General features: G+C 73.0%; 24 protein-coding genes. 14 read left to right on the plus strand and 10 right to left on the minus strand.

Annotation, left to right across the window (positions count from 1 at the left end; genetic code table 11):
* The 6 genes from ACA514_RS41220 (at position 1) to ACA514_RS41245 (ending at position 6,345) form a co-directional block, all read left to right on the plus strand.
* Positions 1-1,488: an FAD-binding protein gene (locus tag ACA514_RS41220; RefSeq protein WP_375046765.1), complete on the plus strand. Its 1,488-nt coding sequence runs from the start codon at positions 1-3 to the stop codon at positions 1,486-1,488.
* Between the two features lie 76 nt (positions 1,489-1,564).
* Complete coding sequence (locus tag ACA514_RS41225; RefSeq protein ID WP_375046767.1) at positions 1,565-2,005, plus strand: SRPBCC family protein; 441 nt, start codon at positions 1,565-1,567, stop codon at positions 2,003-2,005.
* A 310-nt stretch (positions 2,006-2,315) separates the two neighbouring features.
* Complete coding sequence (locus tag ACA514_RS41230; RefSeq protein ID WP_375046769.1) at positions 2,316-3,563, plus strand: hypothetical protein; 1,248 nt, start codon at positions 2,316-2,318, stop codon at positions 3,561-3,563.
* 118 nt (positions 3,564-3,681) lie between these two features.
* Positions 3,682-4,539 carry a peptidoglycan-binding protein gene (locus ACA514_RS41235; protein ID WP_375046771.1) on the plus strand — a complete coding sequence of 286 codons (858 nt, stop codon included), beginning with the start codon at positions 3,682-3,684 and terminating at the stop codon, positions 4,537-4,539.
* Positions 4,540-4,598: 59 nt separating this feature from the next.
* Complete coding sequence (locus tag ACA514_RS41240; RefSeq protein WP_375046772.1) at positions 4,599-5,402, plus strand: CHAP domain-containing protein; 804 nt, start codon at positions 4,599-4,601, stop codon at positions 5,400-5,402.
* Between the two features lie 13 nt (positions 5,403-5,415).
* Positions 5,416-6,345, plus strand: a complete 930-nt coding sequence (locus tag ACA514_RS41245) for a SpoIID/LytB domain-containing protein (protein ID WP_375046774.1) — start codon at positions 5,416-5,418, stop codon at positions 6,343-6,345.
* 33 nt (positions 6,346-6,378) lie between these two features.
* Here the strand turns inward: ACA514_RS41245 and ACA514_RS41250 are convergent, their stop codons facing one another.
* A complete protein-coding gene (locus ACA514_RS41250) occupies positions 6,379-6,798 on the minus strand; it encodes a winged helix-turn-helix transcriptional regulator (protein WP_375046776.1) in 420 nt (139 codons plus the stop codon).
* A gap of 101 nt (positions 6,799-6,899) precedes the next feature.
* Between ACA514_RS41250 and ACA514_RS41255 the strand changes: the two genes are divergently transcribed.
* The 4 genes from ACA514_RS41255 to ACA514_RS41270 all read left to right on the plus strand — a co-directional run bounded on the left by ACA514_RS41255 (position 6,900) and on the right by ACA514_RS41270 (position 9,832).
* Entirely contained in the window at positions 6,900-7,775 is an 876-nt protein-coding gene (locus ACA514_RS41255; RefSeq protein WP_375046778.1) for an alpha/beta fold hydrolase, read from the plus strand.
* 137 nt (positions 7,776-7,912) lie between these two features.
* Positions 7,913-8,668: an SDR family NAD(P)-dependent oxidoreductase gene (locus ACA514_RS41260; RefSeq protein ID WP_375046780.1), complete on the plus strand. Its 756-nt coding sequence runs from the start codon at positions 7,913-7,915 to the stop codon at positions 8,666-8,668.
* A 27-nt stretch (positions 8,669-8,695) separates the two neighbouring features.
* The gene (gene lexA, locus ACA514_RS41265; protein ID WP_375046782.1) at positions 8,696-9,358 is read left to right on the plus strand and encodes a transcriptional repressor LexA; all 663 of its coding nucleotides are present in this window, start codon (positions 8,696-8,698) and stop codon (positions 9,356-9,358) included.
* A gap of 99 nt (positions 9,359-9,457) precedes the next feature.
* Complete coding sequence (locus tag ACA514_RS41270) at positions 9,458-9,832, plus strand: VOC family protein (RefSeq protein ID WP_375046784.1); 375 nt, start codon at positions 9,458-9,460, stop codon at positions 9,830-9,832.
* A 23-nt stretch (positions 9,833-9,855) separates the two neighbouring features.
* Here ACA514_RS41270 and ACA514_RS41275 read toward each other — a convergent pair whose 3' ends face one another.
* A complete protein-coding gene (locus ACA514_RS41275; protein WP_375046786.1) occupies positions 9,856-10,767 on the minus strand; it encodes an SDR family oxidoreductase in 912 nt (303 codons plus the stop codon).
* 121 nt (positions 10,768-10,888) lie between these two features.
* Here ACA514_RS41275 and ACA514_RS41280 point away from each other — a divergent pair, with 121 nt between their 5' ends.
* Positions 10,889-11,452, plus strand: coding sequence for a TetR family transcriptional regulator (locus tag ACA514_RS41280; RefSeq protein ID WP_375046788.1), 564 nt, complete (start codon positions 10,889-10,891; stop codon positions 11,450-11,452).
* 82 nt (positions 11,453-11,534) lie between these two features.
* Positions 11,535-12,947: an RtcB family protein gene (locus ACA514_RS41285; protein ID WP_375046790.1), complete on the plus strand. Its 1,413-nt coding sequence runs from the start codon at positions 11,535-11,537 to the stop codon at positions 12,945-12,947.
* A 19-nt stretch (positions 12,948-12,966) separates the two neighbouring features.
* Here ACA514_RS41285 and ACA514_RS41290 read toward each other — a convergent pair whose 3' ends face one another.
* The 6 genes from ACA514_RS41290 to ACA514_RS41315 form a co-directional block, all read right to left on the minus strand.
* Positions 12,967-13,395 carry an archease gene (locus ACA514_RS41290; protein WP_375046792.1) on the minus strand — a complete coding sequence of 143 codons (429 nt, stop codon included), beginning with the start codon at positions 13,393-13,395 and terminating at the stop codon, positions 12,967-12,969.
* A gap of 51 nt (positions 13,396-13,446) precedes the next feature.
* The gene (locus ACA514_RS41295) at positions 13,447-14,682 is read right to left on the minus strand and encodes an RNA polymerase sigma factor (protein ID WP_375046794.1); all 1,236 of its coding nucleotides are present in this window, start codon (positions 14,680-14,682) and stop codon (positions 13,447-13,449) included.
* 5 nt (positions 14,683-14,687) lie between these two features.
* Positions 14,688-15,026 carry a YciI family protein gene (locus ACA514_RS41300; RefSeq protein WP_375046796.1) on the minus strand — a complete coding sequence of 113 codons (339 nt, stop codon included), beginning with the start codon at positions 15,024-15,026 and terminating at the stop codon, positions 14,688-14,690.
* Between the two features lie 88 nt (positions 15,027-15,114).
* Positions 15,115-16,197 (minus strand): DUF6461 domain-containing protein, encoded by a 1,083-nt coding sequence (locus ACA514_RS41305; RefSeq protein ID WP_375046798.1) that lies wholly within the window; start codon positions 16,195-16,197, stop codon positions 15,115-15,117.
* 105 nt (positions 16,198-16,302) lie between these two features.
* A complete protein-coding gene (locus ACA514_RS41310) occupies positions 16,303-16,428 on the minus strand; it encodes a hypothetical protein (RefSeq protein ID WP_375046800.1) in 126 nt (41 codons plus the stop codon).
* Between the two features lie 49 nt (positions 16,429-16,477).
* Positions 16,478-17,347, minus strand: coding sequence for a LysR family transcriptional regulator (locus tag ACA514_RS41315; protein ID WP_375046802.1), 870 nt, complete (start codon positions 17,345-17,347; stop codon positions 16,478-16,480).
* 70 nt (positions 17,348-17,417) lie between these two features.
* On the opposite strand from ACA514_RS41315, the gene ACA514_RS41320 reads away from it, so the two are divergent.
* Both ACA514_RS41320 and ACA514_RS41325 read left to right on the plus strand, forming a co-directional pair.
* Positions 17,418-17,735 carry a hypothetical protein gene (locus ACA514_RS41320; protein WP_375046804.1) on the plus strand — a complete coding sequence of 106 codons (318 nt, stop codon included), beginning with the start codon at positions 17,418-17,420 and terminating at the stop codon, positions 17,733-17,735.
* A 71-nt stretch (positions 17,736-17,806) separates the two neighbouring features.
* Positions 17,807-18,970 carry a sensor histidine kinase gene (locus ACA514_RS41325; protein ID WP_375046806.1) on the plus strand — a complete coding sequence of 388 codons (1,164 nt, stop codon included), beginning with the start codon at positions 17,807-17,809 and terminating at the stop codon, positions 18,968-18,970.
* Positions 18,971-19,072: 102 nt separating this feature from the next.
* On the opposite strand, the gene ACA514_RS41330 is transcribed toward ACA514_RS41325, so the two are convergent.
* Both ACA514_RS41330 and ACA514_RS41335 read right to left on the minus strand, forming a co-directional pair.
* Positions 19,073-21,592, minus strand: a complete 2,520-nt coding sequence (locus tag ACA514_RS41330) for an ABC transporter permease (protein WP_375046808.1) — start codon at positions 21,590-21,592, stop codon at positions 19,073-19,075.
* A gap of 3 nt (positions 21,593-21,595) precedes the next feature.
* Complete coding sequence (locus ACA514_RS41335; RefSeq protein WP_375046812.1) at positions 21,596-22,306, minus strand: ABC transporter ATP-binding protein; 711 nt, start codon at positions 22,304-22,306, stop codon at positions 21,596-21,598.
* Between the last annotated feature and the right edge of the window lie 716 nt (positions 22,307-23,022).

The following is a 23,022-nucleotide window of genomic DNA, read 5'->3' on the forward strand; positions in this document are numbered from 1 at the left end:
ATGAACGCACAACCCTCCCCTGGAATGGCCGTCCCGCAGGTGGTCCCGGCCGCTGAAGCGCCGGACGACGCCGAGCGGTTCGACGTCGTCGTGGTGGGCTTCGGCATCGCCGGCGGCTGCGCCGCGCTGGAGGCGGCGCGCTCCGGGGCCCGGGTCCTTCTGCTGGAGCGGGCCGCCGTGCACGGCGGCACGTCGAGCATGTCGGGCGGGCACTTCTACCTCGGCGGCGGCACCGCCGTCCAGCAGGCCACCGGCCACGAGGACACGGCCGAGGCGATGGCCCGCTACCTCATGGCCAGCACGAAGGACCCGGACGAGGAGAAGATCCGGGCGTACTGCGCGGGGTCGGTCGAGCATTTCGACTGGCTGGAGGCGCTGGGCTTCGCGTTCGAGCGGTCGTATTTCCCCGGGAAGGCGGTGATCCAGCCCGGCACCGAGGGGCTGATGTTCACCGGCAACGAGAAGGTGTGGCCGTACCGCGACGGGATCCCCCCGGCGCCGCGCGGCCACAAGGTGCCGGTGCCGGGCGATACCGAGGGCACCAAGATCGTGATGGACCTGCTGCGCGACCGGGTCGAGGAGGCCGGGGTCGAGGTCCGCTACGAGACCGGCGCGACCAACCTGGTGGTCACCGGGGACGGCGCGGTCGCCGGCGTCGCCTGGCGGAACTTCGACCGGACGGGCGTGGTCCGCGCCGCCGGAGTCGTGATCGCGGCCGGCGGGTTCGTGATGAACGCGGACATGGTCGCGGCCTACACGCCGGCGCTCGGCGAGAAGCTGTTCACGCTCGGCAGCACCTACGACGACGGGCTCGGCATCCGGCTCGGCGAGTCCGTCGGCGCGGCGCTGGAGCACATGGGCGAGCCGTTCATCACCGCGCCGTTCTACCCGCCGTCGTCGCTGGTCAAGGGCCTGATCGTCAACAAGCGCGGCGAGCGGTTCGTGGCCGAGGACAGCTACCACGCGCGCACGTCCTACTACGTGCTCCAGCAGCCGGACGCGGCGGCGTACCTGATCGCCGACAGCGACCACATGGAGGAGCAGCGGATGCCCCTCGTCCCGCTGAAGGACGGCTACGAGACGGTCGAGGAGATGGAGACCGGCCTCGGCCTGCCCGCCGGCTCGCTCGTCGCGACGATGGCGCGCTACAACGAGCACGCGGCGCGTGGCGAGGACCCCGACTTCCACAAGCACCCCGACTGGCTGGCGCCGCAGGCCAACGGCCCCTGGGGCGTCTACGACCTCACCCTCGGCACCGCCCTGTACGCCGGCTTCACCCTCGGCGGCATGGCCACCACGGTCGACGGCGAGGTGCGGCGGCCCGACGGGTCGGTCATCTCCGGGCTCTACGCGGCCGGAGCCTGCGCGTCCAACATCGCCCAGGACGGCGCCGGATACTGCTCGGGCACGCAGCTCGGCGAGGGCTCCTTCTTCGGCCGCCGGGCCGGTGTCGCCGCCGCGACGCGCGCCCGCGCCATCTCCCGCTAGGCGTGCCGCGGGGCCGGCGGCGCGCAGGCGGGGTGGCGCGCCGCGGCCCGCAGGGGAGTGCGGCAAGATGAACGGCATGGCACAGGTTGTGGCGACTGCGGAGACGATCCTGAACGCGAGCCCGGAGCGGGTGCTCGGCGCACTCGCGGACTACACGGGCGTGCGCTCCAGGATGCTGACCGAGCACTTCAGCGAGTACGACGTGCGGGAAGGCGGCCAGGGAGAGGGCACGGTGGTGCACTGGAAGCTCGCCGCCACCAGCAAGCGGGTGCGCGACTGCCTGTTCTCGGTGAGCGCACCCGACGCGAACACGCTGGTGGAGAAGGACGCCAACTCCTCCATGGTCACCACCTGGACCGTGTCGCCCGCGGGCGAGGGAGCGCGCGTCCAGGTCAGGACGGCCTGGGACGGGGCCGGCGGCGTGGGCGGGTTCTTCGAGCGCACCTTCGCCCCGAAGGGGCTGCGGAGCATCTACGACGCGCAGCTGGCCAAGCTGGGCGGCGAGCTGGGCGACTGACGGGCGCGCCCCGCGTGCACCGCGCGGGCCGCCGGCCGCGGCCTGATCATCGGTCTGGACAAACAGCGCCGCCGGTTCTAGCTTTATGGCGAATCGCTCTGCGTGACCGGTGATGGAGCGGAGGTTCACGGTGTGCTGACGTCATGCCGCCACTTGGTCGGCGGAAGTTGCCGGTCCATGAAAGCACCCTGACCTCGGGCTCCCACAATGGCTGATGAATCGGCGAATGAACGGCGCTCATCCGTTATCGCTCCCGGGCGTGAACGCGCGAGGGCAATACCTGCCAGGATGAGAGCGGCCGGGTGGTTGCATGGCGCGTCGTGAACGCCCGCTGGACCCGGCCGCCGGCCCGCTGGAGGCGTTCGCGCACGATCTGCGCGCCGTGCGGGCGGCCGCGGGCGAGCCGACGTACCGGCGGCTCGCGCAACTGGCGGGGTACAGCGCGTCCACGCTGTCGGAGGCCGCCAGCGGCGCCAGGCTCCCCACACTGGCGGTCACGCTGGCCTTCGTGGGCGCCTGCTCCGGCGACACCGAGGCGTGGGAGCACCGGTGGAAAGAGGTTCACGACGCGCTGCAGGTCTCGGACGGCGCGCCGCCGTCCTGCGCGCCGGAAGAGGACGCCGGCGCCGGCGGCGATGCCGGCGGCACGGCCGGGGCGGAGCTCATCCGGGCGGACGCGCCGGACGGGAGCCCGGCCGCTCCTCGCGACGTCCGTCCGATCATCTTCGGCCCGGTCGCGACCGGACGGGCCAAGCGGAATATCGCCGCGGTCGCGGCGGGCTGCCTTCTCGCGGCCGGATTACTCGTCGTCGGGCTGAACGGCCCCTGGCGCGGAGGTGAAAGCAAGGAATCGCCCGGCTGCCCGTCAATGCCGAGGAATCCCAAGTTCACCGCCACCGCGTACGGTGATGGCGCGCCCGTTCGGTCCGGCGCCGCTCTCGCCCGTCCCTCTTCGACCACTTATGCGGCCGGATGCGTGCTCGGGTTCACGGGTTTCTGCATAGGCGAGAAGGTCACCGACCGGACCGCGGGAATTCCCGACAGCCGCTGGTTCATCCTGCCCGACGGCCACGTCGTCCCCTCGGCCCTGGTGCACGGCAACCCGCCCGCGCACCTCGCCCCCGCCGCCTGCACCGACGCCCGGCCCGCGCCGAAGCGGATCTCGCTGAAGGCCACCGGCCCGCCGTCCCCCGACCCGCGCGTGATCCTCACCGCGACGGGACCGCAGGTGCAGATGGCCGGGTTCGCCGCGTACTACGCCGCCGACCCCGCCCACCCCGAACTCCGCCTGTGGCACCAGATCGGGCTGACCGGGGACGCCGACCCCGCCCTGTCGGTCGCCTGGCGGCCCGACAAGCTCCCCGCCCCCGTCCACGCCGGCGACCGCGTCCTCGTCGCGGCCGTGGCCTGCCTCGGCGGCGGCGACTCGGGCTACGCGGCGTCCCTCGCCTCGCTGAAACTGCCCGGCCCGCGCACGGGCGCCTCGCTGGCGCCGCAGTCCGCCACGGTCGACCAGGTGGCCCGCCGCGCCGCCTGCCAGTACCCCAGCGCCTCCTGACCCGAGTGCCGGACGGCCCGCGTGTACGGGCCTGATTGATCCGCGTCCGCGGGTGTGTCGATCAATCAATGCGGCCGGTAGCAAGGCGGTGAGCCGACCGACGGAAGGAAGCACAGGGATGAAGATGACGAGGACCCGGGCCGCCGTCACGGGGCTGCTCGCGGCCTTCACGGTCTCCGGCGGCCTGGCGTCGGGCGCGGTGCAGGCGTCCGCGGCGACGACCGCCGCGGCGCTGCCCGCCGTCGACATGGAGGCCACCGTCCTGGCCGCCCAGATCGACCCCCGGCGCGCCGACGACACGCTGACCCCCGGCGCGAAGGACTCCGTCCTGGCCGTCGAACGGGCGCTCCAGGCGCGCGACCTCCTGGACGCCCGCTGGGTCGACGGCTACTTCGGCACCGAGACCGTCTCGGCCTACGCGGCCTACCAGCGCTCGCTCGGATACACCGGGCTGGCCGCGAACGGGCTGCCGGGCGCGACGTCGCTCGCCAAGCTCGGAGAGAACCGCTACACCGTCACCCGCAAGATCAGCCCGGGCGCGAAGGTCCAGCGCAACGGCTACACGGTCGACGCCCGCACCCAGGCGATGCTCGCCGAGGCCGAACGCCTGCTCGGCTTCAAGCTCGTCCTGTCGCAGGGCTCGTACAACCCCGGCGGCGACTCCTCGTCCGCCGGCACGCACGACGGCGGCGGCGTCGTCGACATCAGCGTCACCGGGATGTCCGCCGCGACCCGCACCTCCGTGGCCCGCGCGCTGCGCCAGGTCGGGTTCGCCGCCTGGGTCCGCAACCCGGACCAGGGCGACTGGCCGTGGCACATCCACGCGGCGGCGATCAGCGACACCGACCTGTCCGTCCAGGCCCAGCACCAGACCGGCGACTACTACCTCGGCCTGAACGGCCTCGCGAACCGGGGCCCGGACGACGGCCCCCGCATCACGATCCACACCTGGGAGGAGTACCAGCGCACGCACTGACCGGACGCCCGCAGGACGTCCACCCCCTCGATCAGTGACCACTCCCCGAAAGAGAGACCATGCAGCTACGCAGGACGCTCACCCTCGCCGGCGCCGCGCTGGCCCTCACCGCGCCCTTCCTCGCCACCGGTTCGCCCGCGTCCGCGGCGTCCCGGGACGGAGTCTGCGACAGCGGCGAGTTCTGTTACTACTACAACAGCAACGAGGCCGGGTCGATCTCCGACTTCACCACCTCGGTCGGCGACTACGGCACCACCCAGCCCTCCTGCTACGACTTCAAGGGCGCGGGCAGCGGCAAGGGCGTGTGCGTGAAGAACAACGCCGCGTCGGTGTGGAACCGCACCAGTCACACGGTGCGGGTGTACTTCAACAGCAACTACGGCGGCGCCCATCAGGACTTCGCGGCCGGCGCGAAGGGCAATCTCAACTCCACGCTGAAGAACAACAACGCCTCGCACCAGATCCTCGACGGGTCGGGGCAGACGCCGCGCAACGACTACGACGGCAACGCGCGCGGCTTCGCGCAGAACAACTGCACGGCCTTCGCGGCCTGGCGGATCGCGAGCCGGCTCGGCGTCCCGAGCTTCAGCAACTCGTGGAAGACGACCTGGGGCAACGCCGGGACCTGGGACGACGCCGCCCGCCGGGTCGGCGTGACGGTCAACACGACGCCGTCCGTCGGCGCGATCGCCGTCAACGACGTCCACAAGGTCGGCCACGTCGCCTACGTGAACAAGGTCTACTCCGACGGCTCGTTCGACGTCGAGGAATACAACTGGAACAACCCCCTCGCGTACGGCACGCGCTCCCACGTGCACGTCAGCAGCGCCCAGGCCGACTTCCAGTGGATGCTCCACTTCTGAAAGGCGTCCGGACATGACCATCCGCAGAAGGGCGATCGGCATTCTGGCCGCCGCCGTGACGGTGCTCGGGGGAGCCGTGGCGGTGGCGGGCCCGGCGTCCGCCGCCGGCCGTGACGGAGTGTGCGACAGCGGCGAGTTCTGTTACTACTTCAACAGCAACGAGGCCGGGTCGATCTCCGACTTCACCTCCTCCATGGACGACTACGGGACGACCCAGCCGACGTGCTACGAGTTCAAGGGCGCGGGCAGCGGCAAGGGCGTGTGCGTGAAGAACAACGCGGCGTCGGTGTGGAACCGCACCAGTCACACGGTGCGGGTCTACTTCAACAGCAATTACGCCGGCTCCTACCAGGACTTCGCTGCCGGCGCGAAGGGCAACCTCAATTCCACCCTGAAGAACAACAACGCCTCCCACCAGCTCCTGGTGTCGCAGCCCAGCGGATGCAAGACCGACGGGTCCAACACCACGCTGCCGTCCTCGATCCTGGTGTACCGCGTCAGCCTCGGACGGGTCGACCGGGTCGACTTCAAGACCTACGTCAAGAACGTCCTGCCGAACGAGTGGGTGTCGAGCTGGCCGGGCGCCTCGCTGGACGCCGGCGCGATGGCCGTCAAGAGCTACGCCTGGTACTGGGCGCTGCACTCGACCCGCAAGACCTCGGGCGGCGCGTGCTACGACGTCCGGGACGACACGGGCGACCAGGTGTACCGGCCGTCCTCGGCGGTGTCGTCGACGTCCGCGGCCGTCGACCGCACCTGGTCGACGCGGATGACCCGCAGCGGCAACATCCTGATCGCGCACTACTGCTCCACCACGACCGCCTGCGGCGCGTGGGTGGACGGGAACTGGATGTCGCAGTACGGCTCGCGTGACCTCGCGAACGCCGGCCAGGACTTCCGGACGATCCTGCGCCACTACTACACGGACATCGCCCTCTCCTGAGGCCGCCCGTCCCGCCAGGGGTGCCGGTACGACCTACCGGCACCCCTCCGGCGTTTCCTCCCCGTCCGACGCGGCCGCGTTGGCGCGGTCGACCTCGACCATGTGCTCCTCCGCCCAGGCGCGCACGACGGCGAGCGCGCCTTCGAGGGACAGGCCCAGGTCGGTGAGGCGGTAGTGGACGCGCGGCGGCACGGCCGGCTCCACCCGCCGGGCGACCAGCCCGTCGCGCGCCAGGCTCTGCAGGGTCGCCGACAGCATCTTCTGCGAGACGCCGGGCATCCGCCGCCGGAGCTCGGCGAAGCGCACCTCGCCCGGCGCGGCGTCGGCGAGGACCTTGACCGCCATGGACGTCCATTTGGTGCCGATCCGGTCGAGCAGCCGCCGGGTGGGGCAGCCGGCGTCGAACAGGTCGCCGCGCGTCCCCTTCCCGGTACCGGCGAGTGACGTGGTCACCTGCGGCTCACCACCTGTCGTCGAAGTGCCGTCTTCCGGCGCGAATCTGAGTCACCTACGCTCCCCAGGTAACCAATGGTAACCACTATGGGGGAGAAGTCATGCCGCTCATGTCCGCCATCTCGCAGCGACGGGTCGCCGTCAACGGCACCGAGGTCAACGTGGCCGTCGGCGGGAGCGGGCCCGCCGTCCTGCTGCTGCACGGCTTCCCGCACACCTGGCGGGTGTGGTCCGAGGTCGTCCCCGAACTCCTGCGGCGCCACCGGGTCATCGCCCCTGACCTGCGGGGCCTCGGCGCCAGCGAGCGGGCGGACGGCGGGTACGACGCCGCGAACCTCGCCGCCGACGCCGAAGGGATCCTGGACGCCCTCGGCGAGCCGTCCGCGGCGGTGGTCGCCATCGACGCCGGTGTCCCGCCCGCCTTCCTGCTCGCCCTGCGGCGGCCCGGCCGCGTCCGGCGCCTCGTCCTCATGGAGGCGACGCTGGGACCGCTGCCCGGTGCCGAGGACTTCTTCGCTGACGGCCCGCCGTGGTGGTTCGGGTTCCACCGCGTCCCCGGCCTCGCCGAAACCGTCCTGGTCGGGAACGAGGCCGCCTACATCGGCTGGTTCCTTGAGAACGGGACCCGCGGCCGCGGCGTACCGCGCGACGTCCACGACGAGTTCGTCCGCGCCTACACCGGGCGCGACGCGCTGCGCTGCGCGTTCTCCCACTACCGCGCCGCGCCCGACAGCGCGCGGCAGTTCCAGGAGGCCGCCGCCGCGAGCCGGCTCGCGATGCCGGTGATGGCCGTCGGCGCGCACCCCGTCGGGGACGCCCTGGAACGGCAGCTGCGCCCCGTCGCCGACGACCTGACCGGGCATCACATCGAGGACTGCGGCCACATCATCCCGCTCGACCGCCCCCGCGAACTGCTCGCCCTGCTGACGCCGTTCCTCGCCGCCGACGCCCCCGCGACGGCGGCCGGGCCTGCCTAGGCGCCGTGCGGTCTCCGCCCTGGGAGCGCCGCACCCAGGGTGCGACCCACCCTGGTTCGTCCCGCTCTGACCTGCGCAGACTTGGAGCGGAACCGCTTGGAGTGAGCGGGAGGCACCAACGATCGGGGGATGGACCCATGGCAGGACGGCTCGCCGGCAAGGTCGCGCTGATCACCGGCGCGACCGGCGGCATCGGCACCGCGACCGCCGAACTGTTCGCCCGCGAGGGCGCCCGGCTGGTGATCACCGACGTCGCCGAAGGACCCCTGCACGACCTGGCGCGGCGGATCGAGGAGCGCGGCGCCGAGGTCGTCGCCGCCGGGCTCGACGTGTCGTCCGCGCGGCGGTGGGACGAGGTGATCGCCATCGTCCGCGACCGCTTCGGCACGCTGGACGTCCTGGTCAACATCGCCGGCGTCGTCGACTGGCCGGGCGTCGAGGACACCCGGGAGGACGACTGGGACCGCGTCATCGACGTCAACCAGAAGGGCACCTGGCTCGGCATGAAGGCGGCGATGCCGCTGCTGCGCGCGAGCGGCGACGCGTCCGTCGTCAACACCTCGTCGGTGCTCGGGCTCGTCGGAAGCGGCGCCGCCGCGGCCTACCAGGCGTCCAAGGGGGCGGTGCGCCTGCTGACCAAGACCGCCGCGGTCGAGTACGCGCGGCAGGGCGTGCGGGTCAACTCCGTGCACCCGGGCGTCATCGCGACGCCGATGATCCAGGACATCCTGGACGAGGAGGGCGACGAGCAGCCCGACGTCCGCCGGACCCCGATGCGCCGCGCCGGGCGCGCCGCCGAGATCGCGCCCGCGTTCCTCTTCCTGGCCTGCGACGAATCGTCGTTCGTCACCGGCTCGGAACTCGTGGTCGACGGCGGGCTCACCGCGCACTGACGGCCCCGTCCCCCTACAATTCCGTGGGTGCCCGCCTATGACGATCATGACGTGTTCGAGGGCCTGGACGTCGCCGCCCTGCCCGCCCGCCAGCAGCGGATCCTGGCCACCATCCGGGACTGGGCCGTCCGGTACGGGTACCCGCCGAGCACGCGGCAGATCGGCGACGCCGTCGGCCTGCGGTCGGCGTCGTCGGTGTCCCGGCACTTGGCGAGCCTGGAGGAGAAGGGCTTCCTGCGCCGGGGCGCCGCCGTGGCCCGCCCGATCGACGTGCGGTCGTTCCTGCGGGAGGGCTCCGGACCCGAGCCCGCCGCCGACGCGGTGACCGTACCTGTGGTGGGCGACATCGCCGCCGGCACGCCCATCATGGCCGAGCAGCATGTCGACGACACCCTCGCGCTGCCCCGCGAGCTCGTCGGCCGCGGCACCGTCTTCGCGCTGCGGGTCCGCGGCGACTCGATGATCGACGCCGCGATCTGCGACGGCGACACGGTCGTGGTCCGGCAGCAGCCCGAGGCGCACTCGGGCCAGATCGTCGCCGCGATGCTCGACGGCGAGGCCACCGTCAAGGTCTACCGCCGCCGCGACGGCCACGTCCTCCTCGAACCGCGCAACCCCGCCTACGAGCCGATCGACGGAGACGACGCCACCGTCCTCGGCATCGTCGTCTCCGTCCTCCGCAGCATCTGACCCCGCGCGGCCGATCCGCGGCCGCCCGACCGGTTCCTTCCGCGGGATCGCCGGGTCGGTAGGAGTGATGGAACTCCGACGACCGAAAAGCGGGCGATCATGACGGACACGATGAACGCGGCGGACATCCGGCTGGGCGGCCTGGTGCTGGGCAGCGACGACCCCGAGCGGCTCAGCGCCTGGTACCGCGAGGCGTTCGCGCCGCGGGCCGAGCCGGGCACCGTCCTGATGGTGGGCGGCGGGCGGCTGGTCTTCGACGGCCGCGACGACCTCGGGCCGGCGGCGCGGGAGCCCGGCCGGATCCTGATCAACTTCTATGTCGAGGACATCGACGCGGTCGCGGCGCACCTCGCGTCGCTGGGCACCGCGCGGTGGATCCGGCCGGTCGAGGACTTCGGGCCCGGCCGCATCGCCACGGTCGAGGACCCGGTCGGCAACTACGTGCAGATCGTCGAACTCGCCGACGGACGCTGACGGGCATCCGGCGGGCCGGCGGGTCAGGAGGCCGGCGCGGTGAGGTAGTCGCCGTGCTCGATGTCGTCGAGCAGCGCCGGGTGGACGGGGGACCAGCCGAGCAGTTCCCGGGTGCGGGCACTGGAGACGGGCGCGTCGAAGCCGTAGACGGTGGCCATGAACGGGCTCGGGAAGTGCCCGGCGGCCTCCTCGGGGGACAGCGGGACCGCGGGCAGGCCGAGGCCGCGGGCGATCGTCTCGGCGATGCTCTTCATCGTGACGCCGCTTTCGGCCGCTCCGTGCAGCACGCTGCCCGCGGGGGCCTTCTCCAGGGCCAGCCGGAACAGGACGGCGGCGTCGAGCCGGTGCACCGCGGGCCACCGGTTGGCGCCGTCGCCGACGTAGGCCGACATGCCCGTCTTGCGGGCGGTGGCGACGAGCATGCCGATGAAGCCGTAGTCCCCGGGGCCGTGGACGGTGGGCGCGAGCCGGACCACGCTCGCGCGCACCCCCCGGCCGGCGAAGTCCAGGCAGGCCCGCTCGCCCGGGATCCGGAAGCCGGCGAGCCCGTCCGCGTCGGGCTCGTCGGCCTCGGTGCCCTCCCGGCCGGCGGGCATGACCAGCGTTCCCGAGGTGCTGACGAACGGCCTGCCCGAGCCTTCCAGGACCCGGCCGAGCGTCTCGATCGCGTTCCGGTCGCGCCGCATCATGTCGTCGGGGTCGGCGAAGTCGCCGCCGAAGGCCATGTGCAGGACGCCTTCGGCGGCTTCGGCGCCGGCGCGCAGGCTGCCGAGGTCGTCCAGGGAGCCGCGGTGCGGCGCGGCGCCGAGCGACTCCAGGCGGGCGGCGGCGGCGTCCGAGCGCGCCAGGCCGGTGACGGTGTGGCCGGCCGCGATGAGCTCGGCGACGACGGCGGGGCCGGTCAGGCCGGAGCCGCCGGTGACGAAGACCTGCATGGAGGACCTCTCATAACGTCAGTGACTGGCACTAAGTAGCGCCAGTCGCTGACTCTACACGTAAGGCCAGTCACTGGCGCAACGTAGTGCCAGTGACTGGCGCGTGCGGTAGCCTCAAGGGGTGCCACGGAGCGGAGCGGAAGCGCGCCGCCGCCTTCAGCAGGCGGCCCTCGAGCTGTACCGGGAACGCGGGTTCGACCAGACCACGACGGCCGAGATCGCCGCCCGCGCCGGCGTCAACGAGCGCACGTTCTTCCGGCACTTCCCGAACAAGCGCGAGGTGCTCTTCCACGGCGAGGCCGACCTGCGCGCCGCGCTCATGGAGGCGGTGGCCGAGGTGCCCGACGGCCCGCGACCTCTGGAGGTGCTGCTGCGCGCCTTCCAGAAGGCCGGGCGGATCCTCGAGGAGAACCGGCCGTTCTCCGAACCCCGGCTGGAGGTCATCGCCGCGACGCCGGCGCTCCGCGAACGCGAGCTGGCCAAGGCGGCCTCGCTCACCGAGGCCGTGGCGGAGGCGCTGCGGCGGCGCGGCGTCACCGGCCGGCTGGCCGACCTGGCCGCTCACACCGGCTGGGCCGCCTTCCACCAGGCGGCGCAGGCCTGGATCGACGACCCCTCGCAGAGCCTGGACGCGCACCTCCGCCAGACCTTCGACGATCTGCGCACCCTCTCCGGCGCGGGCTGACCGTCCCGGCGGCGGACGACCGCGCCGGAACGGATCATCGGGCGGTCGCATGGGCGGGGTGGCCGGGGGTAGCCCCGGCGTTATGGACGTCGCGCAGGAAGGGCCGTACCGGTTCAGGATCGAGCCGACGGGGGCCATGCGCGTCCCGGGAGTGCTGTTCGCCTCGCCGGAGCTGCTGACGACGGCCGGCAACGCCATCGGCCAGGTCGCCAACGTGGCCGAACTGCCGGGAGTGGTGGACGCCTCGTACGCGATGCCGGACATCCACTGGGGATACGGCTTCGCCATCGGCGGTGTCGCCGCCACCGACCCCGCGCAGGGCGGGGTGGTCTCGCCCGGCGGCGTGGGGTTCGACATCTCCTGCGGTGTCCGGCTGATGGCGGCGGACATCGACGCGTCCGATCTGGAGCCCGTCCTCGAGAAGCTGATGGACGGGCTGGACCCGGTGATCCCGCGCGGCATGGGCAAGGGCGCGGTCTGGCGGCTGCCCGGACGCGGCGAGCTGGCCGGCATCCTCACCGGCGGGTCGCGGTACGCCGTCGAGCAGGGCTACGGGGACGAGCGGGACCTGCTGCGCTGCGAGGACGCGGGAGCGGTCGCCGACGCCGACCCGGGCCAGGTCGGCCGGCGGGCGATCGAGCGCGGCGCGCAGCAGGTGGGGAGCCTCGGGTCGGGCAACCATTTCCTGGAGGTGCAGCGGGTCGGCGAGGTCTACGACCCGGAGGCGGCGGAGGCGTTCGGGCTGCGGGCCGGCCAGGTCTGCGTCATGATCCACTGCGGTTCGCGGGGGCTCGGGCACCAGATCTGCACCGACCACGTCCGGGCGATGGAGCGGCAGATGGCGCGGTACGGGATCCGGGTGCCCGACCGGCAGCTGGCCTGCGCGCCGGTCGACTCCGCCGAGGGCCGCGCCTACCTCGGGGCGATGGCCGCGGCGGCCAACTACGGCCGCGCCAACCGGCAGCTGCTCGCCCAGGCGGCCCGGCAGGTCTTCCGGAGGGTCGCCGGGGCCCGGCTCGACCTCGTCTACGACGTCTCCCACAACCTGGCCAAGCTCGAAGAGCACCAGGTGGACGGCGAGCGGCGGAGGCTGTGCGTGCACCGCAAGGGCGCCACCCGCGCGCTGCCGCCCGGACACCCCGACCTCCCGCCCGACCTGCGCGACGCCGGGCAGCCGGTGCTGATCCCCGGGACGATGGGCACCTCGTCTTACGTCCTGGCCGGCATGCCGGGCGGGCCCGCGTTCGCCTCCACCTGCCACGGCGCGGGACGGGTGCAGAGCCGCCACCAGGCCGCCCGCGGGGTCGACGGCAGGCAGTTGCGCGCGACGATGGAGCGGCAGGGGATCGCGGTGCGGGCGTCGTCCTGGCGCGGGCTGGCCGAGGAGGCTCCGGACGCCTACAAGGACGTGTCCGCCGTCATCGAGGCCAGCGAAGGCGCGGGCCTGTGCCGCAAGGTCGCCCGGCTCCTCCCCATCGGCGTCGTCAAGGGATGACCCCGGCGCGCCTGAGCAGTCAAACGTCGATCGTCACCGCGCAGGACCAGCCGTCCTCGCCCCGCTCGAAGCGCAGGTCGTGCAGCGACACCGCCTTGGGCACCGCGCCCACCGCGGTCGCACGCACGGCGTCACCGGCCGCGAGTTCGGCGACGAGGCCCGCGTCCGGCGCGCGGGTGATCTCGGCGCCGAGGACCAGGTCCCCGTCCACTTCGAGACGGTAGATCACCTCGTCCAGGACGGCCACGAGCGCATCGGCGTCCGGCCCCGGCGGCACGGTCACCGAGATGCTGCGCGACGGCCGCACACCGGCGGTGTCGGCGAACGACTCCACGAGCCCGGCCACGGCCTCGGCGATGCACCGCTCCCGCGTCGGGGCCCACGCCTCGATGCGCAGGTCGGCGGTATGCGGGACGCCGCGATGCCCCGCCGCGCCACCGCCGGTCATGAAGGGGACCACGCTGCGCGACTACCCGTCCCGCCGCGGAGGTAACCCCGGTCAGGTGAGGGGGCGGTCGAGCCGGTGCTGGAGCAGGGTCTGCTGGGCGGGGTTGGCGGTCAGCTCCAAGGCGCGCCGGTCGGCGGCGCGGGCGTCCTCGGCGCGTCCGAGGGCGCGCAGCAGTTCGGCGCGGGTGGCGTGGTAGAGGGAGTAGCGCTCCAGGGTGCGCCGATCGGCCGGAGACAGGTCGTCGAGGGCGGCCAGCGCGTTGGCCGGGCCGCCGCGCGGCGCCGGGGCGTGGTGGACGGCGATGGCGCGGTGCAGGCGGTGGACCGGGGACGGGGCGAGCGCGATGAGGATGTCGTAGAGCACCACGATCTGCGGCCAGTCGGTGTCGTCCCAGGTGGGGGCTTCGGCATGGCAGGCCACGATGGCGGCCTGCACCTGGTAGGGGCCGGGGCGCTTGGCGGTGGCGGCGCGTTCCAGGAGACCGATGGCCTCGCCGATGGCGGCGTGGTCCCAGCGGGCGCGGTCCTGGTCGCGGAGCGGGACCAGCTCGCCGGCCGGGGTGAAGCGGGCGGCGGCGCGGGCCTGGTGCAGGCGGATGAGGGCGAGCAGGCCGAGGACCTCGGGCTGCTTGGGCATGAGCCAGGCGAGCTGGGCCGCGAGCCATTCGGCGTCGTCCGCCAGGTGCGCGGCCCGGGGGCGGTCGCCCGCGCTGCTCAGGTAGCCCTCGTTGAACAGCAGGTACACCACGGTCAGCACCTGGCCGAGCCGGTCGGGCAGTTCGGCGTCGCTCGGCACGCGGTAGGGGATGCCCGCCGCGGCGATCTTGCGTTTGGCGCGGGTGATGCGCTGGACGACCGCGGACTCGCCGACCACGAGCGCGGCGGCGATCTGGGCGGTGGTCAGCCCGCAGACCGTCCGCAGGGTGAGGGCGATCTGGGCCTGCCGGGGCAGCGCCGGATGGCAGCAGGTGAAGACCAGCTTCAGCCGGTCCTGGGGATCGGGCTGCGGCGGCCACCGCAGCTCGGCGAGCTTGTCGCGGTAGACGGCCTGGCGGCGCAGCACGTCGATGCCGCGGCGGCGGGCGACGGTCAGCAGCCAGGCGTCGGGATGGTCGGGGACGCCCTCGGCGGGCCAGCGGCGCAGCGCGGTCTCGACGGCGTCGGCGACGACGTCCTCGGCGGCGGCGAAGTCGCCCAGGACCCGCACCAGGCAGGCCGTGAGCCGGCCCGCGTGCTCGCGCACCACGCGGGCCAGCTCGCCGTGCACGTCGGAGCCGGGATCGGCCACGGCGATCAGGTGATGGGCCGGATCTCGACGACGGGGCAGGCCGGCCAGGCGCGGGCGATGGCGATGGCCTGGTCCAGATCGTCGACCTCTATCTCGGCGTAGCCGGAGACGACCTCCTTGCCCTCCACGAACGGCCCGTCCGTCACGAGCGCACCGCCGCCCTCGAGCCGCACCGTCGTCGCGGTCTCGGCGGGTTCCAGGTGGGCGTGGTGGACGATATGGGCGGCGTTCTCGGCGAACCACCGCCCGACCTGCTCGAACGCCGCCTGCCGCTCGCTCTCGCCCATGGCCTCCAGGTCGCGCGCGAACTGCTCGGTCTCGACGAACATCAACACGTACTTCACGGTACTGCTCCTTCCCGGTCACCCCAGAGACGAACGACGCCCCCGCCGATCCGACAATCCGCAGCTCAAAGAACGCGCGACGGCTGCGTTATGGCTGGTCGTCGCGGAGTGTTTGCAGGATGGCGGTCTCCTGGGCGGGGTCGCGCAGGAGCGGAGGGCCCTGCGTGAGCGGGTGGAGCGCGGCGCGGGCGGCGGCATGCGGATCGGGCCGCAACGCGCCCTTCAACGCGTTCGCGAACCAGACCCGCAGGTGTGCGGCGGTCCGCTCGTCGTCGCTCATCCTGGACCGGGCGGGCGAATCGTTGAGTGATCGCCCTGCCTGGCGCGAGCGGGTCAGCCAGGAGCGGACGTGCGCGCCGAGTTCGGAGGCGGGGGACACCGTGACCGGCTCGCCGCGCCCGGCGGCGGCGATCGCCTCGGCGAGGCCGGGAGTGGTGTCGACCCCGAGGACCGTGGCCAGGCGCGTCGTCTCCCGCGTGGCGACCTCGCGGAGCAGGTGCGGCGGGGCGGCCTGGAGGGCGGCGGTCATTTCGGGATCGGTGGGGCCGTCCGCGAGCGAGGGCGGGGCGATGCTGAACCAGGGTTCGATCTCGGCGGACAGGACCTGCCCGGCCAGGGCGTCTGGGTGCGGGAGGACGCCGGTGAGCAGGCCCGCCAAAAGGAGGGCCGGGATGTAAGGGGGCGACAGGGGGTCGTGGTCTTCCGGGTCGGCGTCGGGGTCGAGGCCCGCCGCGCGCATCTTGCCGAGCAGCCGGTCGGGTTCTTCGCCCCAGCGGTCCTGGGGCCAGGTGGGCTCGAACGCGGTGACCAGCGTGCCGTCGACGGCGTAGCAGAAGCCGTGGTCGGCGTACTCGTGGCGCTCCACCGAGACGGCCTCGGTGCCCCGGGACAATGCCGTGAGCGGTTCGGTGAGCGAGCCTTGGAATCCGTCGGGTTCGATCAGCACCGTCCACGTGCCGAGGTCCAGCACGAACACGAACTCCGGGTAGCCGGCCTCGTAGGAGTGGTAACCGTCCCCCGCCTCCTGCAAGGTGCGGGGGCGCAGCGTGTCCGGGAGGCCGCCGAAGCGCGACAGGGCCTCGGCCTCGTCGAGTTCTTTGACGAACGTGAGGCAGAAGACCTCACCGAGCGTTTCGACCCACTCGACGTCGGTGGGCGTCACCTCGAGCATGGTTCTCTCCGGGAAGGCCGGCGGCATGGCCTGTTCGATCATGGCAGCGGCCCCTGCGAAATTGGGCTCCGTCAGCCGGACCGGCCGGTGCAGGCCAATCTCGCCTCAGGCGCCGCTGCGCGACGGTGCGGACGTCAGGGTCTCCCAGGCGGCCATCGCGCAGGTGATGACGGCTTCCAGTTCAGCGCGGGTCGCGCCGTCGCGGGCCTGGACGGAGAGGCCCTGCACCACGGTGGTGTAGTAACGGGCGATGGCATCGAGGTCGACGGCCGGCGCGGCTTCAGGTGCGTTGAGGACCTATCGGGTTCCCTGGCGGTATCGCCCTGAGTGCGGCGGCCACGAACGACGCGACCAGCGGACGGCGGTCCCGCTCGTTCCAGGCGAGCACGAGGCGGCTGGGCGGCGCGTCGCTCACCGGGACGCAGACCACACCGGGCGGGACGGGTTCGACCAGCGAGCGGGGAAGCACGCCGATCATCCGTCCCACGGTGACCAGGTGGAGCAGCTGGACCGCGTCGGCCACTTCCGGTCCGGTGCCGTCGCCCCCGGGGACGCCTTTCCAGGCCGGCAGCGTCTCGCCCTCCAGATCGGCCATGCGCACCGGAGCGCCCCCGGCCAGGCGGTGCCCGGACGGGACGATGACCACCCGGTCCTCGGTGTGCAGCGTCTCGTGGTCCAGGCCGTCGAGGTCGTCGAACGGCGCGTAGAGCAGGCCGGCGTCGGCCCGGCCGTCGCGCAGGAAGTCGGTGCGGTCGGCGGGGCCGCTGAACAGGAGGTCCACCCGGCGGGCGTCCGGTCGCCGGGCGTACTCGGCGAGGATTCCGGACAGCAGGCCGGCGTCGCCGCCGGGCTTGATCACGAGCCGCAGGCGAGCCTCGGGATCGGCGGCGCGCCGGGCGCTCCGGACGGCGGCGCCGACCGCGTTGAGCGCATGCCGCCCGTGCTCCTGCAGCGCCTTCCCGGCCGGCGTGAGCTCGACGTGCCGGCTGGAGCGGATGAACAGCGGGACGCCGAGCCGGTGCTCGATCCGCCGGATCGCCTTCGACAGCGCCGGCTGGGCGATCGAGAGCCGGACGGCGGCCCGCCCGAAGTGCAGTTCGTCGGCGACCGCGATGAAGTACTCGAGCTCGCGGGTTTCCAGCTCGGCCATGCCTCCAGGTTATTGCCCGAGACCGAACAGATCTTGGACACCGGCGGCGCCCACCGCCGAGAATCGCCATATGATCGAACACACGATGATCGTCTCCTTCGACGAACCGCTACCCGACACCGAGCTCGATCAATACCTCGCAGACATCGAACGGGTCATGCTGGAGACCGGCCTCGCGCAGTCGGTCGCGACCCGGCGGCACATCCCCGTTCCCGGCGAGGAGGCCGTGCCGGCACTGATCGGGACGGCGATCGTGCGGATCGCCGTCGCCGACCTCGACGCGCTGGCGAAGGGCTTCAGCGCACCCGCCCTGCACGAGGTCATCGACCGCTGGCAGTCCCGGCACCCGTACAAGGTCGCCTGGACGAACCACGACCCCCTGTCCTGAGCGCGGTCACGCGGGCGGCCAATCGGTGGCACTGGGGGGTCGCCCGGGGTGGGGCGATCTAGTCTGAGCGGGTGATCCGACAGGTTTGGGACCGGTACCGGCGCAGGACGTGGCTCGTCGACGCCGTCTTCGCGGTGCCGGTGCTCCTGATGACGGTGCTGGAGCCGATCAGTGAGCCGCCCGACTCGCTGGTCGCCTGGTTCCTCGCCATCGGGCTCCTGGCGCCGCTGGTGTTGCGGCGGACTCGGCCGCGCACGGCGTACGCCGCGGTGGCGCTGGTCGCGCTCCTGCAGGTGGTGGTGAACCAGGTCCCGATGGCGCCGGACCTGGGGATCTTGATGTGCATGTACACCCTGGCCGCGGGGTCCTCGCTGTGGTGGGGGATCGCGGCCGGGCTCGTGACGGAGATGGGGGCCGGGATACTGGCGTTCCGGTACGCCTCGGGGTTCCGTGACCAGCTCGCGAGCTGGTGGATGGTCTCGGTGTGCGTCGCCGGAGTCTGGCTGCTCGGGCTCTACATGCGCACGAGGCGGGCGTATCTGGCGTCGCTGGAGGAGCGCGCGGCGCGGCTGGAGCGCGAGCGCGACACCGAGGTGCAGATGGCGATGGCCGGTGAGCGCGCCCGCATCGCCCGGGAACTGCACGATGTCGTGGCGCACAACGTGAGCGTGATCGTGGTGCAGTCCGACGGCGCGTCCTTTGCGATCGAGAGCGACCCGGGGCGGGCCAAGCGGGCGATGGAGACGATCTCCTCGACCGGACGGCAGGCGCTGGCCGAGATGCGGCGGATGCTGGGGGTGCTGCGCGAGAGCGATACCGGCGGGTCGTACGCGCCGCAGCCGGGGGTGGCGCAGCTGTCGGAGCTGGTGGGCCAGCTTCGCTCGTCCGGGCTGCCGGTCTCGCTGGAGATCGACGGCGTGCCGGTGGAGATGTCGGAGGGGCGGCAGCTGACGGTGTTCCGCATCGTGCAGGAGGCGCTGACCAACACCCTCAAGCACGGCGGCGCCAAGGTCACCGCGAAGGTCGGGTTGCACTACTTCGACGATGCGGTGGAGATCGAGGTCAGCGACGACGGGCGGGGCGCCGCGGCGATCAGCGACGGGCGCGGGCACGGGCTGGTGGGCATGCGGGAGCGCGTCGCGGTGTACGGCGGCGACGTCGAGGCCGGGCCGCGGCCGGGTGGCGGCTTCACGGTGCGCGCCAGGATCCCGATACACGAAGAGGCCCGCGCCTGACCGGGACGAAACTGAGCGGGACGTGAACGGCGAACCCCCGGCGGCCCGTGCGGTACGGGTCCCGGGGGTGCGTCCACCGCGAAGGCGGCCGGCCGCGCGCGTTCAGTCGGCCGCGATGGACTCGACGATGGACGTCTTCGCGGCGCGGCGGGCCGGCAGGACGGCGGCGAGCATCCCGGCGGCGCCGGCCAGCACGATGAAGCCGGCGATCTGCAGGTACGGCACCGAGAACACCGCGCTGTCGGTCATCGAGCGGGTGGCCGCCCAGCCGAACGCCACCCCGAGCACGACCCCGGTGAACGCGCCGATCACGGACATGACCAGCGCCTCGATCGACAGCATGCGGCGCAGCTGGCGGCGGGTGAGGCCGAGGGCGCGCAGCAGCGCCGACTCGCGGGTCCGCTCGACCACCGACAGCGTGAGGGTGTTGGCGATGCCGAACAGCGCGATGACGATCGCGAGCCCGAGGAGCCCGGCGAAGATCATCAGGACCGTGTCGATGCTGTCGACGAACTGCTCCTTGATCTCGGCGGAGGAGATCACCTTCACCGTCGGGTACGGGCGGGCGGCGTCGTCGACGACCTTGCGCGCCGCCGCCGCGCCCGCCTTGCCGCCGGCCTTGACGTAGATCGTCGAGGGGGCGCGCGCGGTGAAGTGGCGGTCGAAGTCGGCGCTCGCCAGGATCAGCCCGCTCACCGGGATCTGGGCCGCGTCGTAGACGCCGCCGATCCGCACCGTGACCGGCGTGCCCTTGGCGGGCCTGACCTGGACGGACTGCCCCTGGGACAGGCCGAAGGCCTTGGCGCTGTCGGCGTCCACGATGGCGCCGCCCGGCTTGAGGGCCGCCATCGAGCCGCTCTGGAAATCGGGGCGGAACAGGCTGCCCAGCGACCCGCCGCGCAGCGACATGACCGTGGTGTCGGTGCCCTGCCCGGCGCCGATCGAGGCGTCGGCCTCGTGCTCCTGGATCACCGCGCCGATCTCCGGACGGCCCTGCAGCCGGTCCGCGACGGCGCGCGGGACGTACTGCACGCCGTCCTTCCCGCCGAACTGGTTCTGTATCTGGAAGTCCACCGGGAACTGTGCGGCCAGCCGCCCGTCCGTGGTCGCCTTCGCGCCGGCGCCGACCACCGCGAACAGGCTCATCAGCCCGATGCCGATGGTCAGCGCGATCGTCGTGGTCGCGGTCCGGCGCGGTGCGCGGCGCGCGTTCTCCACCGCGAGCCGTCCGGGCACTCCGCCGAGCCGGGCCGGGATCGCCCCGGCGAGCCTGCTCAGCGGCCGGATCAGCGCCGGCATGACCGCGATCACCGCGAGGAAGATGAGCGCGCCGGCGGCGGCCACCGCGTACATCGCGGTCTCGCCCTTCTGTCCGAAGAGGCCCACGGAGCCGGCCAGGGCGCCGATGCCGGCGAGCACCACGGCGAGCGCGATCCGGACCCAGCCGAGCCGGAACCGCCCGCTGCCGGGTTCGGTGTCGGTCCGCAGCGCGGTGACCGGCGCCACCCTGGTCGCGACGCGGGCGGGCAGCAGCGCCGACATGACGGTGACGACGACGCCGACGGCCATCCCGACCACCACCGTGCGCGGCGCGAGGACGATGCCGTCCGCCGGCATGTCCGTCCCGAGCGCGCCGAACAGCGCCAGGGCGCCGGCGCCGACCCCGAGCCCGAAGAGCAGGCCGAGCAGCGACCCGGCCACGCCGACCGCGAACGACTCGGCGACCACGCCGCCGAACACCTGCCGGCGGGTCGCGCCGACGCAGCGCAGCAGCGCCATCTCGCGCATCCGCTGCGCGATCAGGATGGAGAACGTGTTGTAGATGACCAGGGCGGAGACCAGCATCGCGACCAGTCCGAAGATCAGCAGCCCGGCCTGCACGACGTCGGTGTCGGCTCCGGCCTGCGCGGCCAGCCGGTGCCCGAGCGCCTTGCCCGTGAGGACCTCGTACTTGCCGCCGGCCGCGGCGGCCACCGCCGCCTCGCTCCCACCGAGGACGTCGATCTCCGCGAACGTCTTCTCGCCGGTCATCCGCATCGCCGTGGCCGGGTCGAAGCCGACCGCGCCCCGGTACGACGTCTCCCCGTCCAGGCCGAAGTCGACCAGGCCGACCACGGTGAACCGGTGCGGCGCGTCCCGCGCGTCCAGCACCGTCGCCTGGTCGCCGACCTTGAACTTCTCCTTCCGGGCGATCCGCGTGTCGAGGACCATCTCCGAGCCGCCGCCCGGCACGCGACCCTTCTCGACCTCGTGCCGCAGCAGCCGCCCCTTCGGGACCGACAGGCCCAGGGTCGGGGTGTCGCCGACGGCCTTGCCGTCCTTGCCGATCAGGGCCGCGCTGCCTCTGACCTGCCCCTGCGCGTCGGTGACGCCGGGCAGGCCGCGGACCCGCGCCAGCAGGCCCGCCGGGATGCGGGCCTCGTCGTCGCCCGCGTCCTTGGGCAGGACGGCGACGTCCACCTTGCCGGCGGACTGGGCGAACGTCTTCTGCACGCCCTGGTTCATCGTGTCGGTCAGCACGAACGTGCCCGCGATGAACCCCACGCCCAGCGTGATCGCGACGGCGGTGAGCAGCAGCCGCACCTTGTGGGCCAGCAGGCCCCGCAGCGTCGTCTTCAGCACGGCTCAGCCCCCCAGGCTCTTGAGCCGGTCGAGCACGGTGTCCGGCGTCGGCCGCAGGATCTCGCTGACGGTCCGCCCGTCCCGCAGGAACACCACCCGGTCGGCGTACGAGGCCGCGACCGGGTCGTGCGTGACCATCACGATCGTCTGGCCCATCTCGCGGACCGAGGCGCGCAGGAAGCCGAGCACCTCCGCGCCGGCGCGCGAGTCCAGGTTGCCGGTCGGCTCGTCGGCGAAGATCACCTCCGGGCGGGCGACCAGCGCCCGCGCGCACGCCACCCGCTGCTGCTGGCCGCCGGACAGCTCGCTCGGCCGGTGCCCGAGCCGGTCCCGCAGCCCGACCACGTCGATGACGTGGTCGAACCAGCCGGCGTCGGCCTTGCGGCCCGCCAGCTCCAGCGGGAGCCGGATGTTCTGCTCGGCGGTGAGCGTCGGCAGCAGGTTGAACGCCTGGAAGACGAACCCCACCCGGTCGCGGCGCAGCATCGTCAGCTGCTTGTCGCTCATCCCGGTGATGTCGGCGTCGCCCAGCCTCACCCGGCCCTCGCTGACGGTGTCGAGCCCGGCCAGGCAGTGCATCAGCGTCGACTTCCCCGACCCCGACGGCCCCATGATGGCGGTGAACGCGCCGCGCGCGAACCCCACGCTCACCCCGCGCAGCGCGTGCACCGCCGCGTCACCGGCGCCGTACACCTTGGACACCCCGTCGGCCATGACGGCCGGGGCCACCGAGCCCGGCTGCTGCGCGCCGCCGTACTGCTGCGGATCCGGCGGGGCGACACCGTCCTGCGCGCCCGCGGGCGGCCTGCCGCCCTGAGGCGCGTTCACGGCCTGACCATGGAACGGGACGGTGAGGCGGGAGCTGCCGGACGGGTCGGAGTAGGGGCTGTTCATCGGGCTCCTTCATGGGCTGGACAACTGCGGTCAACGCTAGGAATCCGCGCTCCCCGCGCCATCGCCCCCGCGTCCATGCTTGGGATCAACTCTCCGGCCAACCCGGCGGCCCGCGTACGACCTGAGACGTACGCTTCCGTCCACCACGCAGGCGACGGCCCGAGTTCGGCCTTCACGGCGACTTTTTTCGGCCGCCTCGCATTCGCCCTGGCACGAGCCTCGGGCGATTTTTCGCGACCGCCTCCCCGGGCTGCTCGGGCGTTCCCCGCGTCACCCTCAGGTCGAACCCGGCGTCAGCCGGGCCGACCGGACCAGGCGAAGACGACGGCCTGCACCCCGGTCCGTCGCCGCAGGCCGGTGCCGGGCGCTTGCCGGTAAATATTGCTGCGCAGGCAAAGATTCGTCCTCTGGCGCTGCCTGTGCAGTCAGGCTTCGCGGCTTGGTCGGGGTGCGGCGGGACGGTAATGTTCGCCGCATGGCGACCGAGCGGTTGAGCGAGCTCGAGGACGAGGCCTGGCGCGGATTCCTGTTCGCGC

This window comes from Actinomadura sp. NTSP31 (assembly GCF_041951385.1).
GTDB classification, from domain to species: Bacteria; Actinomycetota; Actinomycetes; order Streptosporangiales; family Streptosporangiaceae; genus Spirillospora; species Spirillospora napierensis.

What these genes read in the sequence shown, in the direction of transcription:
- ACA514_RS41220 (WP_375046765.1), top strand. Translation starts at nt 1, where the DNA reads ATGAACGCACAACCCTCCCCTGGAATGGCCGTCCCGCAGGTGGTCCCG.
- ACA514_RS41225 (WP_375046767.1), top strand. Translation starts at nt 1,565, where the DNA reads ATGGCACAGGTTGTGGCGACTGCGGAGACGATCCTGAACGCGAGCCCG.
- ACA514_RS41230 (WP_375046769.1), top strand. Translation starts at nt 2,316, where the DNA reads ATGGCGCGTCGTGAACGCCCGCTGGACCCGGCCGCCGGCCCGCTGGAG.
- ACA514_RS41235 (WP_375046771.1), top strand. Translation starts at nt 3,682, where the DNA reads ATGAAGATGACGAGGACCCGGGCCGCCGTCACGGGGCTGCTCGCGGCC.
- ACA514_RS41240 (WP_375046772.1), top strand. Translation starts at nt 4,599, where the DNA reads ATGCAGCTACGCAGGACGCTCACCCTCGCCGGCGCCGCGCTGGCCCTC.
- ACA514_RS41245 (WP_375046774.1), top strand. Translation starts at nt 5,416, where the DNA reads ATGACCATCCGCAGAAGGGCGATCGGCATTCTGGCCGCCGCCGTGACG.
- ACA514_RS41255 (WP_375046778.1), top strand. Translation starts at nt 6,900, where the DNA reads ATGCCGCTCATGTCCGCCATCTCGCAGCGACGGGTCGCCGTCAACGGC.
- ACA514_RS41260 (WP_375046780.1), top strand. Translation starts at nt 7,913, where the DNA reads ATGGCAGGACGGCTCGCCGGCAAGGTCGCGCTGATCACCGGCGCGACC.
- ACA514_RS41270 (WP_375046784.1), top strand. Translation starts at nt 9,458, where the DNA reads ATGACGGACACGATGAACGCGGCGGACATCCGGCTGGGCGGCCTGGTG.
- ACA514_RS41275 (WP_375046786.1), bottom strand. Translation starts at nt 10,767, where the DNA reads ATGCAGGTCTTCGTCACCGGCGGCTCCGGCCTGACCGGCCCCGCCGTC.
- ACA514_RS41285 (WP_375046790.1), top strand. Translation starts at nt 11,535, where the DNA reads ATGGACGTCGCGCAGGAAGGGCCGTACCGGTTCAGGATCGAGCCGACG.
- ACA514_RS41290 (WP_375046792.1), bottom strand. Translation starts at nt 13,395, where the DNA reads ATGACCGGCGGTGGCGCGGCGGGGCATCGCGGCGTCCCGCATACCGCC.
- ACA514_RS41305 (WP_375046798.1), bottom strand. Translation starts at nt 16,197, where the DNA reads ATGCTCGAGGTGACGCCCACCGACGTCGAGTGGGTCGAAACGCTCGGT.
- ACA514_RS41315 (WP_375046802.1), bottom strand. Translation starts at nt 17,347, where the DNA reads ATGGCCGAGCTGGAAACCCGCGAGCTCGAGTACTTCATCGCGGTCGCC.
- ACA514_RS41320 (WP_375046804.1), top strand. Translation starts at nt 17,418, where the DNA reads ATGATCGAACACACGATGATCGTCTCCTTCGACGAACCGCTACCCGAC.
- ACA514_RS41335 (WP_375046812.1), bottom strand. Translation starts at nt 22,306, where the DNA reads ATGGCCGACGGGGTGTCCAAGGTGTACGGCGCCGGTGACGCGGCGGTG.